We start from the raw sequence: 14,838 nt of genomic DNA, 5'->3' as shown, positions 1-14,838 counted from the left end.
CAATGCAAACAGGTACAGTTAAATGGTTTAACGCAGAAAAAGGTTTTGGCTTTATCGAAGTTGAAGGCGGCAGCGACGTATTCGTTCACTTCAGCGCAATCCAAGGCGAAGGCTTCAAGTCTTTGGACGAAGGCCAACGCGTTCAATTCAATGTGGTTCAAGGCAACCGCGGACCGCAAGCTGAGAACGTCGTTAAAGTTTACTAAGAAACCTAGCTGCTCTTAACGGTTGTTAAGAGCAGTTTTTCTTTTCGGATAAGGATAAGAAGGGGGAGTATTCATGAATTTTCGTAAGAAGACGTTAGAGGAAATCCCTACGGAGCAAACCTCGATCTGGTCTTGTACAATGGATGGCTGCAAGGGGTGGATGCGGGACAACTTTGCGTTCGAACACGAGCCGAGCTGCCCGTTATGCGCATCTCCAATGGTCAGCGACACCAGGATGCTCCCGTCACTTATCAACTCGAACGCGGACCGCAAGTCGTTCCGATAAGACGCGAAGGAAAAGTTCATATTGGAATAATAACCGCAGTCTGAACTTTGGGATCGCGGTTTTTTTGTTGGCGATGAGGCCGGGGGATAGGCCGGATCCGTGGAGCCGCAAAGAACGGCAGCCGCAGACTTCTCCTTCCCGACGCGCGGCGATTCATACCGGGAAATGGGCGAAACGCCAGTCGAATTATCGAATGCCGGAATAAGATGGTAGGGGTGGAAATGCGCGGCGCTGCAGCCCATGTCGGCGAACGCCCAATCATGCTCTACCTCCTGGCCAGGAGCCGGCAATGAAAGAAACAGAAGAAGTTGTATACGTTTTCATTCAAAGATGAGGTTGCATCTTAGACGGAAATGAGGCGGTACAATGTTCGATGTATGGTGGGCGATTCTCGATATCGTGACGAAGGTCGTCGTTCTGGCGCTCCCGCTGACGGTAGCGGGGGTCTATGTATGGGACAAATATATTCAGAAGCAGCATTCGATTCTGAGGACGCATCCGGTGATCGGCCGATTCCGGTATGTGTTCGAAATGCTGGGCCCGGAGCTTCGCCAATATTTCATCTGGGGCGATAAAGAGGGCAGACCGATCGACCGGGACACGCAGGGGTATATTGCCAAAGCGGGCAAATACGGATCCACCGTCATCGGGTTCGGTTCGCGTAAAGATTTCTCGCAGGAAGGCTTTTATTTGAACAACGCGATGTTCCCTAAAAATGGGGATGAGCTCGCGGTCGATCAGTCGTCCCCGATCTCGATCACGTATAAGTATCAAATCGTGAAGGAAGGGCTTGTCTCCCGGAAGGAGACAAGGTATCTCACGTCGGCGAAGCCTTGGCTGCTTGACGCGCGCGATGCCGTTGTCATCGGCGGCTGCAACGACGTTCGGCAGCCTTACCGGACGCAAGGGTTTATCGGCATCTCGGCGATGAGCTTCGGCTCGTTGTCCGACCATGCGGTGATGGCGCTGGCGCAAGGCGCTGCCATTGCAACCGGCACCTGGATGAATACGGGAGAGGGCGGGCTGTCGCCGTATCACTTGTCCAAAGTGTACGAGATGCGGGACCGAAAGCTGCCCCGGCCGGAGCAACCGGAGGAGCTTCAGGTGTACGACTTGGTAGGCAGGAAGCTGCTCGTGTCGACCTTTGAGATTATGAAGGACTTGAGCGGTATCGAGCACGACGCCATGGATGTGTTCGACATGGAACGCAATCCGTACGTGCTCGCGGCTGAGCGGCTTGTGGATCGCGGCTATTTGCAGCGTAAGGAGACGGATCTGATCTATCAGATCGGTTCGGCCAAGAACGGCTCCCGGGTCGATGCGGATGGAACGTTCGACGAACAAGCTTTCCTGCAGACGGCCGGGCGGCCGGAAGTCAAGCTGATCGAAGTGAAGCTGGCGCAGGGGGCGAAGGTGCGCGGCGGCAAGCTGCCGAAGAGCAAGCTGACGCCGATGATCCGCCGAATCCGCGGGATCCCGATGGATTGGGATCAAGATGTGGAGTCGCCGAACCGTTTTACCGACTTCCATGATATCCCGACATTGTTCGATTTCATCGAGAAGCTGCGCGCGTTGTCCGGCAAGCCGGTCGGCGTGAAGCTGGTGGCGGGCAGCGAGCTGGCGGTGGAGGAGCTGGCCGACTATATGCGGAGCACGGGCCGCTCGCCCGACTTCTTGACCGTGGACGGCGGTGAGGGCGGAACGGGCGCTACGTATATGGAGATGGCCGATTCTTTGGGGCTCCCGCTGTATTCGGCACTGCTGATCGTCGACAGTACGCTGCGCAAATACGGCGTTCGCGGCCGGGTGAAAATTTTCGCCAGCGGCATGCTGGCCTCCGCCGACAAGATGGCTATCGCGCTCGCGTTCGGCGCGGATTTGATCAACGTCGCGCGGGCGGCGATGAATACGATCGGCTGTATTAATGCGCTCAAGTGCAATACGAACGAATGCCCGACCGGGGTGACGAGCCATAAGCCGGAGCTCAAGCAGGGACTTGTCGTGCAGGAGAAGCGGTTTCGGACGGCCAACTATTTGGCGACGGTGCGCGAAGGCGTCTTTATGCTTGCCGCTTCTTGCGGCCTGGAGTCGCCAACCGGGTTTAAGCGGAGCCATGTGACGTTCAAAGACCGGAACGCCGCGGCGATCCGGATGGATCGGCTGTTTCCCGATCCGGAAGGGGACACGGCCGGGCCGAACGAACCGGCGGTTCGGATCGTGAAGTCCTCGTAGCGGCCGGATGCTGGCGGGGAGCCGCCTGTGGAAAGCGCACCAAATATGCATGCCCAAGAGGGGCCGCCCTCAAACAAAGGCCGGCCCCTCTTTAAGCTGCGCGGGTTACAAAACCCAGCGCACCACTTGGTCCAAAGGGCGTCTGGTCTTGTCGCGCGGTTCACGGATACGATAGCCGAAGGCCGCCATGCAGGCGAGACCGAAATCGTCGCCCGTCACAACGCCTTCCGCCCGAAGCAGCGTCTCTACCGCCTCCTTGTCGAAGCCTTCGATCGGGCATGAATCGATGCCGATCTGGGCTGCAGCCGTCATCATGTTGCCTAATGCGATATACGACTGCCGGCACGCCCATTCAAACATCGCCCGATCGTTGCCGCTCAGCTTGAAATCGCTGTCCAGAAACTTCCGGTAGCGATCGCGGGCGCCGGTTACGAGCTCTGGCGGGATTTTACGCACGTCTTCCAGCATGGAAGTAATATAGGGAGCGTCTGGCCTCAGGCTAGAGGCGTTTCTCGCCAACAGAAGGACGAGGTGACTGGCTGTCGGAATTTGCTTCTGCCCGCCCCATGTGACGGGGAGAAGCTTTGCGCGGATTTGCGGATTTTGCAGCACGACCAACGACCAAGGCTCGAAGCCGAAGGAGCTTGGCGAAAGGCGTCCGGTCTCCAGAATGAAGTGAAAGTCCTCCTCACGGATCCGGCGGGAAGCGTCAAACTCCTTGCAGGCGTGTCTGAAACGGTAAGCTTCAATAATGCGCTCCTTGCTCATCCGGGATCACCTTCCTTTTTGTTTTTCGTTTGTCCGGCTGCGTACCGGACTACACGTTATAATCGAGTCTGGCGTCGGCGATGATGGTCAAGGTGCGTCCGGCCTTATCGTAATCGACCCGTCCGTCCGAGGAATAGTACCAGGTCTTCACGTCCGGCTTCTCGTCATCGACGACAAACAGGTTAAGCTCGTCCCGGAACTTAAGCACTTCTTCAGCGACCTTGTCGTCCGCAAGCCGGATGACGAATTGCCACTGTCCGTCAACGGGCTGGATGTCGAAATCGGCGTTATGCTTCACCGAATCCAACAGCAGCCGGCTACCTACCGTGTGTCGAATATACATCTGGTTCATATCAACAGCCCTCCATTCTCGGATACGCCTGAAGCGTGTGGTGAGAGAACTCATTCTTTTCTCGAGTATAACACGGCGGTTCGCTTACATAAAGTTAGCTGGAATAAGATGTGCCTTATGGCGGGAAGAGCAGGAATACGGCTATTCAGAAGAATGAGCGGAACGGGCAAGGGATGCGGACATGCCGCATACTGCTTGCTGATCGCGGTATCGGACGCCGGGGCCGTACGGCGGTTTGGAGCGGCATCGGATGCTGCCCGGCGTGCTTCCTGCCGCTTCCGATGCCCATCGCGGAATTGCGTTGACAGTAAATAATTAATATCTATATAATTAGGTTATCTAACTAAATATTTCGGTTATTAATTTTTCGAGGCGAAAAGAGGCTGTTGCGATTGACTACTGAATACACCACTTCCCTTGAGCTCATCCGCGCCTTCCGTCAGCTGCGGCATATGAACTGGAGCGGCCGGCGACCGGCCGAAGGCTGTACGCGAAGCGAAACGATGCTGCTGTTTGCCATTCGCCGGGGGATGTCGGCCGGCTCGCCCGGCTTGAAGATGTCGGAGATCAGCGGCATTCTGCGCGTTTCTTTGCCGACCGTCACACAGACGGTTAACTTGCTCGTAGCCAGAGGGCTGCTGGAGCGAGGTACCGATCCGGACGATCGAAGAGCTGTGCGCATTCGGCTGACTGAAGCCGGAAGACGGGAAACCGAGCAGGCGGAAGAAGCGATGCTGGAGGGAATGAAGGGACTGATCGACCACTTGGGCCACGAACGCAGCTTACAGCTCATCGAATTGCTCGACGATGTTGCCGCATACTACCGTGCGCAGGCCGCCGAACCGCCGCAGGAGCGGGAGACGGATTCCTGAAGAATCGGATTCGAAGGAAAGTGAAGGTGAACCTATGATTAAACTGCTTCGTTTTCTAAGGCCTTATCGCCGACAGGTTGGGCTCGTGCTGCTGCTCGTATTCCTGCAATCGATCGCGGAGCTGTATTTGCCTACCCTGATGGCCGACATCGTCGACCGCGGCGTCGTTCAAGGCGACACGCCTTATATTTGGCGCATCGGCGGGTTGATGCTGCTGGTCGCCGCCTGCGGCGCTTTGTGCTCGGTCGGGGCGAGTCTGTGGTCCGCGAAGTCGGCGAGCGGGTTTGCCCGCGATTTGCGCAGCCGGCTGTTCGGGCATGTGGAGCGATTCTCGTTAAGCGAATTCGATCGGCTCGGCACGGCGTCGCTCATTACCCGGACGACGAACGATATTACGCAATTGAACCAGGTGCTGACGATCATGATGCGCGTGATGGTCATGGCCCCGATGATGTGTATCGGCGGCATCGTGATGGCGCTGTCGAAGGACGCTGCGCTGGCGATGGTTATCATCTCCGTCGTGCCTGTGCTGGCCGGATTCATTTTCCTTGTCTTCCGCAAGGGCGGTCCGCTCTTCAAAGCGGTGCAGACGAAGCTGGATAAGCTGAGCCTTGTGCTGCGCGAGCATCTTACCGGCATCCGTGTGATCCGTTCGTTCAACCGGATCGGTCACGAACAGGAGCGGTTCGACCGGGCCAATCGCGATTTGACGAATACGGCGATTCAAGTGAACCGCATTATGGCGTTCATGATGCCGGTGATGATGCTGGTGCTTAATTTCGCCGGCATTGCGATTATCTGGTTCGGCGGTATTCGGATCGATGCCGGACATATGCAGATAGGCGATCTTATCGCCTTCATCCAATATGCGTGGCAAATCATGTTCTCGCTCGTCTTCGCTTCGATGATGTTCATCATGATTCCGAGAGCGTCCGCTTCGGCGGCCCGGATCAACGAGGTGCTGAGCATGATGCCTGACATCCGGGATGCTGATGGAGGGAAGCGGAGTGCGGGCTCGGTAAGACCGTCCGTCGAATTCCGGAATGTATCGTTCCGCTATCCGGGCGCGGAGATGCAGGCGCTCTCGAACATCTCCTTCGCGACGCACGCCGGCGAAGTGACAGCGATTATCGGCGGCACCGGTTCGGGCAAGTCGACGCTTGTGCACCTCATCCCGCGCTTCTATGACGTGGAGGAAGGGCAGGTGCTCGTCGGCGGCATCGACGTGCGCGAGCTGACGCAGGAAAGCTTGCGGGCGCAGATCGGCCTTGTGCCGCAGAAGGCGCTGCTGTTTACCGGTACGATTGCCGATAACATCCGCTTCGGCAAGGAGCAGGCGACGGACGAAGAGGTTCGCCGAGCCGCCGAAATTGCGCAGGCGTCCGAGTTCATCCGGGGCATGAAGGACGGCTATGATTCGCCCATCTCGCAAGGGGGGGCCAACGTATCCGGCGGGCAAAAGCAGCGGCTCTCCATCGCGCGGGCGCTTGTGCGTAAACCCGGCATCTATGTGTTCGACGACAGCTTCTCGGCGCTCGATTTCAAGACCGATGCGAAGCTGCGCGAAGCCCTGCGGGCGGAAACCGCGGATGCGTGCGTCATTCTTGTCGCACAGCGGGTGAGCACGGTCATTGACGCCGACCGGATTATCGTTCTCGACGAAGGCAGAATCGTCGGGATGGGTACGCACCGCGAGCTGCTGCAGACGTCGGACGTGTACCGGGAAATTGTAGCTTCGCAGCTATCGGAGGAGGAGATCGCATGAGTGAGCGTCCGCACGAACGTTCTCAAGGAGGCGCCGGCGGCATGGGCGGCAGACCCGGCGGTCCCGCTCAGGGCTTCGGCTTCGGTCCCGGACGCGGCGGCCCCGGCATGGGCATGCCCGTGCAAAAGGCCAGAAACTTCAAGGGCACGCTGCGCCGGCTGATCGGTTATCTCAAGCCGCATCGCACGGCGCTCATGGTCGTCTTCCTCACAGCGGTGCTGAGCACCGTATTTTCCATCGTCAGCCCGAAAATTTTGGGCGACGCGACAACCAAGCTGTTCGAAGGCATGACGGCGAAGATGAAGGGTGTGCCTGGCGCAGGCATCGACTTCGGGTTTATCGGCAGCCTGCTCCTGCTGCTGGCCGGTCTTTATGTGGTCAGTACGCTATTCAGCTACATTCAGCAATATGTGATGGCAGGCATCTCGCAGAAGGTCGTGTACGATCTGCGTGCCGAGGTCAATCGGAAGCTGGCCCGTCTGCCGCTTAAATATTTCGATTCGCACACCCACGGCGAAACGTTAAGCCGTGTCGTCAACGACGTCGATACGATCAGCTCGACACTGCAGCAAAGCTTGACCCAGCTGATCACCTCGGTCGTAACGCTCGTCGGCGTCGTGGTGATGATGCTGACGATCAGCCCGCTGATGACGCTGATCGTCGTCGTGACGCTGCCGCTCAGCTTTATGGTGATCCGGCTGGTGACACCGCGTTCGCAGAAGCATTTCCGCGGGATGCAGCAGTCGCTTGGCGAGCTGAACGGACATGTGGAGGAAATGTACACCGGACACCCGATCGTGAAAGCGTTCGGTCACGAGCGCAAGTCGATCGCACAGTTTGATGCGGTCAACGACCGCTTGTATGAAGCGGGCTGGCGCGCGCAGTTTATTTCGGGCACAATCATGCCGCTGATGAACTTTATCGGCAACATCGGCTATGTGCTCGTCTGCGTCGCGGGCGGGCTCCTCGTCATGCGGGGCTCGATTCGGATCGGGGACGTGCAGGCGTTTATCTCGTATTCGAAGCAGTTCTCGATGCCGATTACCCAGACGGCGCAAATCGCCAACATCATCCAGTCGACGATTGCTGCGGCGGAACGCGTGTTCGAGCTGCTCGACGAGCCGGAAGAGGTGGCGGAGGCGGCTGGCGGCAGCGTCGCCCAGGCGAAGGGCCGCGTCCGATTCGAGCACGTGAAGTTCGGCTACAAGGACGATGCGCCGCTGATCGCGGACATGAATATCGATGTGCGGTCCGGGCAAACGGTAGCCATCGTCGGGCCGACGGGCGCCGGCAAAACGACGCTCATCAACCTTCTGATGCGCTTCTACGAATTGAACGGCGGACGCATTACGATTGACGGCGTCGACATCACGCAGATGCAGCGCAGCGAGCTTCGCGGGCTGTTCGGTATGGTGCTGCAGGATACTTGGCTGTTCAACGGCACGATCCGCGACAATATCGCCTACGGCCGTTCCGGAGCGACGGATGAGGAGGTCGTGCAAGCGGCGAAAGCGGCCTATGCGGACCACTTCATCCGCACGCTGCCGGACGGTTACGACACCGTGCTGAATGAGGAAGCGTCGAACATCTCGCAAGGCCAGAAGCAGCTGCTGACCATCGCGCGGGCGATTCTCGCCGATCCGGCGATCCTCCTCCTCGATGAGGCGACGAGCAGCGTCGATTCGCGGACGGAGATTCACATTCAGCGAGCGATGAACGAGCTGATGCAGGGGCGCACGAGCTTCGTCATCGCCCACCGTTTGTCGACGATTCGGCATGCCGACCTGATCCTCGTCATGAACCAGGGCTCGGTCATCGAGCAGGGTACGCACGAGGAGCTGTTGGCGCAGCGCGGCTTCTATGCCGAGCTGTACGAGAGCCAGTTCAGCGGACGCATGCGGAAGGAAGTCGGGTAGAAGGCCGGGAAGGCCGCTAGGTCGGCCGGCCGGAGCAGTCGTCTATAACATTTAACCCCCGTCGGACTTGGGTCCAATGGGGGTTTTTTGGCTGCGCACGCTTCACTTCACATGCTTCAGCTTCTCCGGATTGACTACGATATAGATCGCTTCGATCCGTTCGTTCTCGGCGTGGAACGAGAAGACGTTCAACGGCCGCCCGTGGACGTAGGTGACGATACCGGTATACCCGTTGACGACGGCGAAGCGATAGGAGAAGCCGTCCTGCACCTTCTCAAGAAGGCCTGCCAGGAAGCGGGAGATGCGCTCCGCTCCCAAGATCGGGCGAACCGCGGCGGTGACTTTGCCGCCTCCGTCCGAGTAGAGCGCGGCGTCCTCGGACAGGAGACGCAGCAGCTTCGCCATATCGCCGCTGGCGAGCGCCGACACGAACTGCTCCACCAGGCCGCCGGCTGCAGACCCCGCGGCCGGAGTGTGCAGTTGAACGCCGGAGCCCGTAGAGGGCAGGTCCCCGGCGGCCGGCGCCGCATGCGTACCAAGGCTGCGTTTGGCCCGATGAAAAATTTGCCGGCAGTTTGTGCCGCTCTTGCCGACGATCTCGCCGATCTCGTCGTACTCGTACTGCAGCACCTCGCGCAGCAGGAAGACGGCCCGCTCGACCCAAGAGAGCTGCTGAAGCAGCAGCAAATAAGCGGTGGAGACGGACTCCTTCTGTACATAGTGGCGGGACGGGTCGCCTAAGCCGGAGCCGGAACCGTCCTCCTCCGCAACAAGCGGCTCCGGCAGCCAAGGCCCTACGTACACTTCGCGCTGCTTGCTTGCCGAACGGAGCAAATCGATGCAGCGGTTGGTGACGATTTTGCACAAATACGCCTTCGGATGGCGCACATGCTCGGGCAAGGCTCCGTTCAAGGAAAGAAAAGCTTCCTGGACGATATCCTCGGCATCCATGACGCGGCCAAGCATCCGATAGGCCAGGGAAAATAACAAAGGCTTGTAGGCGGCATACAATTGCTCGGTCGTGTGCTCAGGTTCCATAGCTAACACCCTTCCTCTTCCATAGCTTCGCCGCCTACCGCCTCCTGGAAGCAAGCGCCGCGCCAGTTCGTTATACGGTTATAGCGTGATTCGCCGTCGCGGCGAGGTCCTTCAGCAACCGCAAGGCCGCTCGTCTGGCACTGGCAGCCGCCGCATCGGCGAGCATTTCGCCATGGCTCGCCCAGTCTCCGGCTACATACAGTCCGCGCACCTCCGATACGGCTGGACCGGGCTGCGAATCCTGGCGGCCGATATGCATATAGTCGTGCACGACCGTGATGTTCGGCAAATATTGGCGGGCGACCACCTCCTGCTGCCAACCGGGGTGCAGCAGATCCATCGTCTGCTCCAGCGCCCGTTCATCGGCTTGCGGATGGCTGTCACCGCTGCCGTTGTATTTGATCAGATGCATGACCAGCGTGCCGTTATGGCTCAGCTTCGCCACCCGCGAATGATGCGAGAAAAAGATCGGCTGATCCAGCCCGATGGCAAAATGCCGGTCCGCCACGGGCAGCCGATTCAGCCCGAGATCGAGGCAGGCGGCTGAGGCTGGTCGCGCGTCATTCTTCCAGCGCCGCAGCGCCGTCCGTTCGGCGGCCTCGCCGAGCAGCCGATACGTATCAGCAGGGGAGCCGGTTGCGATCACGTTCGGCGTGCAGACGAGCTCGCCGTCCGTGCATTGAAGGCCCCGAACGACGCCGTTCTCTTGCAAAAGGCCGGTCACGTTCTTGTTATTCAGCACCGTGACCCCGGCCCGAGCGGCCAGATCGTGAAGCTGATCGACCACCCGCTGCCACCCTCCGTTGAGGTACAGGACGCCGCTTTTTAGAGACCGCTGCACTTGCCGAAGCACGGGACCGACGGATTGGCGGTCAGGGTCTTGCACGTAGGTGGACGTCCGGCAAAGCGCATAGAACAAATGCCGCACCATAGGGTCGCGAATCTCCCGCTCGGCCCAGTCCCGCAAGGCGATGTTCGGAAGGGCGTGAGTCTCGAGCTTGCCGAGCTTTAACATGAAGCGGCCCAATTCGATTTTGCCCGGCCACGAGAGAAGCTTGGAGGCGAGCAGCGAGGCAGGATCGCCCGGCAACGTCGTTAGGCGTCCACGCCACAGAGCCAATCCTTTGGCCGGCGGCGAACCGCCTTCAAGCTTGACCCCCAGCTCCTGCAGGATTTGATACGCTTCGCCGCCGGGGTAAAGCGCATGGCCGCCAAGGTTGAAAATGGCCCCGTCCTTGCGGGTCGACACGGCCCGGCCGCCGACGCGGCTGGACTTCTCCAACAAGATGACCGACTTTTTGGCCCTCGCCAGATCGATTGCTGCGATGAGACCCGCCAAACCGCCGCCGATAACAGCTGCATCATACATTTTCATAGGAATCCCCTCCGTTTATTCGGTTCAAGCATAGGACGGAGAGGAGGAGCAATCTGTGACAGCAAGCGAAAAAAGTTGGGCGAAGGCCGGTCGTTATGGGCAAGATCGTATAGGGCCTAACTTCCACATGTCGACGGAATATTCCTGCCGGGCTGGGCACGGGTAGAACGATTATCTTGCCTGAGATACCGGCGGAGGGCCTCCCGGCCTGGGCGGGCTCAATACGCAGCCTGATGAACGTGATGATTTCCGGCCTTATGGGCAACAATACCTCCCGTAAAGGAAGTATGCTCCCTGCCTATCCTGCGGTTTGCAGGTTAGGCAGGGAGCATACAGCTTTACGGAGCAGTTGACACAGTCCAAAAGGAGTGAAGGGCGAATGACGGATCGTAAACCGAAGGGTCACGTCGAGTTTAATCAGTCTCCGGCCAAGCTTGCAGCCGACCTGCCGGGAGACGGCGAGATGCGGGAGCACTTGGAAGAAACGATGCAGAACGACGGGTATCCGGGAAGCTGTGCCGTCATCAACACCGGACAGCAGCAAGAACAATAACATCGCCCTCGGTTAAGCAAGGCGATCCCCATGAAGCGGACATCCGGAATAACGGATGGTTTCGCTTTATGGGGATTTTTCATGAGCATACCAGCCGCATGGATCACTCGGAGGCGGCAAGCGGCGCTGCTGCCGGTTTACGGCGACCGGCGCGCACGTATTGAACGGACAGCAGCAAAGAGAGAACTGCACCAGCGAGCATGACCCAGAAGATGGCTGCATAGGCGGCCTCCAGCGGCCGCGCCGCTTGCCAAACCAGCGAGGCGCTCGTCAGGGCTACGCCGAGCGCGCCGCCGAAAAATTGCGCGAGCTGCGACAGCCCCATCCCCCCGCCAATCTCGCTTTTGTCCAAAATGCGCGACATCTCGTTGGATACGCTGGAGCCGATGGCCGAGACCGACACGCTCATGAAGAGATAGGCGGCACCGATGAAATAGGCCGACTGCGTGGACAGCAGGGCGAACCCGGCAGCGGATAGCAGCAGCAGGACATGCGCGCTTACCATGACGGGAGCGTTGCCCAGACGGTCAATCCAGCGTCCGATCTGCGGAGACAGGAGAGCGGTTAAGATGGCCCCGGGAAAGATGAGCAGCCCGGTGACGGAAGAGCTTTTGCCGAATAAGTGGGTAAGGATGACCGGCATCAGGAATAAGGTGGAGAAGTGCAGTACATAGGAGACAAAACTGATGGCGATCAAGCTCATGTATTTAGGTTTACGTAATAAGGCGGGCTGAACGAACGCGTGCTCGACGCGCTGAATGCGCACCCAGAACGCGAAGAGCGCAGCAAGGCCAAGCGCGAGAGGCAGCCATTGATGTCCGGTCAAGTACAGGAGCAGCCCCGTTACACCGACCCCGATGAAGAGCGCGCCCCACCCGTCAAATCGAACGGGGGCCGCAGCTTGCTTGGGCAGATGGCGCAGGAAGACGGGAAGCGCCAGAAGGACGAGCGCCGTCACTGCGAACAGCGAGGAATAGCCGATGTATTGCGTCAGTATCCCGCCGACGATCGGTCCGAAGCCAAAGCCGAACGAAGCGGCGGAGACGATGCCCGACATCGAGCGTCCGCGCCGTTCGACCGGAATGTAACGCGTCACGAGCACGATGCCGAGACCGGGCGCCGATGCGGCGCCGACGGCCTGCAGCAGGCGGGCGGCCATCAGCATGTAGTAATTCGTCGCCAGCATGCCGACGATCGACGCTCCACCGAGCAGGAGCAAGCCGAGCGTCAGCAGCGTCCGAATCGGGATGAAGTCCGAGAGGCGGCTGTAGGTGATGGAGGATATGGCAAACAAAATGGAGTATCCCGTGACGATCCACGAAGCGCTGGTAGCCGTTAAATGCAGGGCTTGAGCGACCGTCGGCAGTGCGACATTAAACATCGTTGTATTCATGACGACCAACATGACCGTGATGCTCCAAAGCGGGATGATCAGAGATTCTCGAAATGAAGGATTGAATCGTTCCATACAGGCACAGCCTCCTTGAGCCAACTGAAATTGTTTTATAAAAATACTATTCTTGTGAAAGTATTTTGGTAAAATATAACTTGCTTGCGTCTCGTTGTCAATGCCGCGCGCTGAAACTTTTTCCTTTCCTGACGGTTTCATGTAAGATGGAATATATTCGAACCGTTCTGAGGTGAAGCATCCATGCCTTCTCAATCTATAAACCGCTTGTGGCGAAGCCTTCTTGATTTGGATCGCGGGCTGAAGCAGACGCTGTGCTTGTTAAGTCAGGAAGCGGAAGTTCCCGCGTCCGCCGTGGCGCTCGTTTTTAAGCTGGAACACGAAGACTCGCTGAAGGTTAACGACGTTGCCACCGTACTTGGCATTACGATCGGCGCGGCTTCCAATCTTATCGATAAACTGGAGGAGAAGCAGTGGGTCGAACGCGTACGTTCCGAGGAGGATCGGCGTATCATGTACGTGCGGTTAACCGGGCTGGGGATGGAGCAGCTGCTGCGGTGGAGGGAGCATTTTGCCGAGCATGCGGATCTGATTTTTGCGAAGGTGCCGGAATCGGAAATTGCGCAATTCGACGATAAAATTCAGCGGCTCAGCCAATATTTAAGCGCCTACAACGTGGAGCTGGAGAAGAAGCGTTAGCGGTTGCGGTTACGGAAACTTCGCACCCCGGTTTCTTATACGCCAATTTTCCGCCGGAAAATTCGCCAACCGCTCAGATGGCGCACGGCTGTTCCGTTATTAGGTTTACTGTCCGGAATCAAGGAGGCATTCATTCATGAAATCATCTGCGGCTATTCAAGCGCCCGCCCGGTCCAGGCGCATCTGGATCGCTTTTGTGCTGGGCATTTTGTCGGCTTTCGGTCCGTTATCGCTCGATATGTACCTGCCGGCGCTGCCCATGCTTGAAGGCGACCTGCACACGAGCACCTCGATGGCGCAGCTAAGCCTTACCTCTTGTCTGCTCGGGCTGTCGCTCGGACAGCTGCTTGCCGGGCCGCTCAGCGACGTGCGCGGCAGACGGGGGCCGCTTCTGGCGGGGCTGCTCTTGTACACCGTAGCTTCGTTGCTGTGCATGTTCAGCACGTCGGCCTGGGCGTTCGTCGCGCTGCGTTTCATTCAAGGCGCGGCCGGCTCGGCGGGTATCGTCATCTCGCGGGCGGTGGCCCGGGACCTCTATGCGGGGATGGAGCTGACGAAGTTTTTCGCGCTGCTGATGCTGGTGAACGGTGCGGCTCCGATCCTGGCTCCGATTATGGGAGGTCAGCTCCTGCAGTTCACGTCGTGGCGCGGCGTGTTCCTCGTGCTGTCGCTCATCGGGGTGCTCGTATTCATCGCCGTCCTCTTCGCGCTGCCGGAAACCTTGAAGCCCGAGCACCGGTCGCAAGGCGGTATTGCGCAATCGCTGTCGACGATGCGCGCGATAGCGAAGGACCGGCTGTTTATGGGCTATGCGCTTTCGCAAGGGCTTGTGACCGCGGCCATGTTCGCTTATATCGCCGGATCGCCCTTCGTCCTTCAGAATGCGTTCGGCGTCTCGGAGCAAACGTTCAGCTTCATATTCGCCATAAACGGACTTGGCATCATTATTGCCAGCCAAGTCACAGGGAAACTAGCCGGTAAAATCAAGGAAACGACGCTGCTCGTCAGCGGACTCGTGCTCGCCGCACTCGGCGGGATTATCCTGCTCGTCGGCCTTATCGCCGGAGCGGGGCTGGCCGCCGTGCTGCCGCCGCTGTTCATCGTCGTCTCGTGCGTCGGCATCGTCGGAACGGCGTCGTTCCCGCTGGCGATGCGCAATCAGGCGAAGTCGGCGGGGACGGCCTCAGCCCTGCTCGGCGTGCTGTCGTTCATCTTCGGCGGATTGGTGGCGCCGCTGGTCGGTCTGGGCGGTAGCGAAGCGACTGTCCCGATGGGGATTGTCATTGCCGCCGCGAACGTCAGCGCGATTGTGCTGTACGCGGTCATGATCGGCCGCAAGCGTTCGGTAAACGCGTAAGGTTTGAAGTG

Annotated in this window: 14 protein-coding genes; 9 read left to right on the top strand and 5 right to left on the bottom strand. The window is 58.8% G+C overall.

What is annotated here, in order from left to right:
* The first annotated feature begins 2 nt into the window (after positions 1 to 2).
* From FKP33_RS10245 to FKP33_RS10235, 3 genes are all read left to right on the top strand, one after another.
* On the top strand, positions 3 to 206 hold the full coding sequence (locus FKP33_RS10245; RefSeq protein ID WP_054799749.1) for a cold-shock protein: 204 nt from the start codon (positions 3 to 5) through the stop codon (positions 204 to 206).
* Between the two features lie 73 nt (positions 207 to 279).
* Entirely contained in the window at positions 280 to 492 is a 213-nt protein-coding gene (locus FKP33_RS10240; protein ID WP_141334867.1) for a cold-shock protein, read from the top strand.
* Between the two features lie 366 nt (positions 493 to 858).
* Complete coding sequence (locus tag FKP33_RS10235; RefSeq protein ID WP_127605187.1) at positions 859 to 2,724, top strand: FMN-binding glutamate synthase family protein; 1,866 nt, start codon at positions 859 to 861, stop codon at positions 2,722 to 2,724.
* 105 nt (positions 2,725 to 2,829) lie between these two features.
* On the opposite strand, the gene FKP33_RS10230 is transcribed toward FKP33_RS10235, so the two are convergent.
* Positions 2,830 to 3,492, bottom strand: a complete 663-nt coding sequence (locus FKP33_RS10230; protein WP_054797218.1) for an NAD(P)H-dependent oxidoreductase — start codon at positions 3,490 to 3,492, stop codon at positions 2,830 to 2,832.
* Between the two features lie 49 nt (positions 3,493 to 3,541).
* Positions 3,542 to 3,844, bottom strand: coding sequence for a hypothetical protein (locus FKP33_RS10225; RefSeq protein WP_054797217.1), 303 nt, complete (start codon positions 3,842 to 3,844; stop codon positions 3,542 to 3,544).
* A gap of 392 nt (positions 3,845 to 4,236) precedes the next feature.
* Between FKP33_RS10225 and FKP33_RS10220 the strand changes: the two genes are divergently transcribed.
* The 3 genes from FKP33_RS10220 to FKP33_RS10210 are packed head-to-tail and all read left to right on the top strand — an operon-like array spanning position 4,237 to position 8,397.
* On the top strand, positions 4,237 to 4,716 hold the full coding sequence (locus FKP33_RS10220; RefSeq protein WP_141334865.1) for a MarR family winged helix-turn-helix transcriptional regulator: 480 nt from the start codon (positions 4,237 to 4,239) through the stop codon (positions 4,714 to 4,716).
* 34 nt (positions 4,717 to 4,750) lie between these two features.
* Positions 4,751 to 6,481, top strand: coding sequence for an ABC transporter ATP-binding protein (locus FKP33_RS10215; protein WP_141334863.1), 1,731 nt, complete (start codon positions 4,751 to 4,753; stop codon positions 6,479 to 6,481).
* A complete protein-coding gene (locus FKP33_RS10210; protein WP_196426928.1) occupies positions 6,478 to 8,397 on the top strand; it encodes an ABC transporter ATP-binding protein in 1,920 nt (639 codons plus the stop codon). The genes FKP33_RS10215 and FKP33_RS10210 overlap by 4 nt, the downstream gene beginning before the upstream one ends.
* Positions 8,398 to 8,499: 102 nt before the next feature.
* Here FKP33_RS10210 and FKP33_RS10205 read toward each other — a convergent pair whose 3' ends face one another.
* Positions 8,500 to 9,435, bottom strand: coding sequence for an RNA polymerase sigma-70 factor (locus tag FKP33_RS10205; RefSeq protein WP_141334861.1), 936 nt, complete (start codon positions 9,433 to 9,435; stop codon positions 8,500 to 8,502).
* Positions 9,436 to 9,505: 70 nt separating this feature from the next.
* On the bottom strand, positions 9,506 to 10,810 hold the full coding sequence (locus FKP33_RS10200; RefSeq protein ID WP_306439346.1) for a phytoene desaturase family protein: 1,305 nt from the start codon (positions 10,808 to 10,810) through the stop codon (positions 9,506 to 9,508).
* Between the two features lie 379 nt (positions 10,811 to 11,189).
* Here FKP33_RS10200 and FKP33_RS27090 point away from each other — a divergent pair, with 379 nt between their 5' ends.
* Positions 11,190 to 11,363: a hypothetical protein gene (locus FKP33_RS27090; RefSeq protein ID WP_164751724.1), complete on the top strand. Its 174-nt coding sequence runs from the start codon at positions 11,190 to 11,192 to the stop codon at positions 11,361 to 11,363.
* A gap of 103 nt (positions 11,364 to 11,466) precedes the next feature.
* Here FKP33_RS27090 and FKP33_RS10195 read toward each other — a convergent pair whose 3' ends face one another.
* A complete protein-coding gene (locus FKP33_RS10195) occupies positions 11,467 to 12,831 on the bottom strand; it encodes an MFS transporter (RefSeq protein ID WP_141334859.1) in 1,365 nt (454 codons plus the stop codon).
* Positions 12,832 to 13,014: 183 nt separating this feature from the next.
* Between FKP33_RS10195 and FKP33_RS10190 the strand changes: the two genes are divergently transcribed.
* Together FKP33_RS10190 and FKP33_RS10185 are read left to right on the top strand one after the other, a co-directional pair.
* On the top strand, positions 13,015 to 13,470 hold the full coding sequence (locus tag FKP33_RS10190) for a MarR family winged helix-turn-helix transcriptional regulator (protein WP_127605173.1): 456 nt from the start codon (positions 13,015 to 13,017) through the stop codon (positions 13,468 to 13,470).
* Positions 13,471 to 13,606: 136 nt separating this feature from the next.
* Positions 13,607 to 14,827, top strand: a complete 1,221-nt coding sequence (locus FKP33_RS10185; protein ID WP_141334857.1) for a multidrug effflux MFS transporter — start codon at positions 13,607 to 13,609, stop codon at positions 14,825 to 14,827.
* The last annotated feature ends 11 nt before the right edge of the window (positions 14,828 to 14,838 follow it).

Source organism: Paenibacillus sp. tmac-D7 (genome assembly GCF_006519665.1).
GTDB classification, from domain to species: Bacteria; Bacillota; Bacilli; order Paenibacillales; family NBRC-103111; genus Paenibacillus_G; species Paenibacillus_G validus.
The sequence above is the reverse complement of the archived record's forward strand: the minus strand, read 5'-3'. Positions and strand labels throughout refer to the sequence as shown.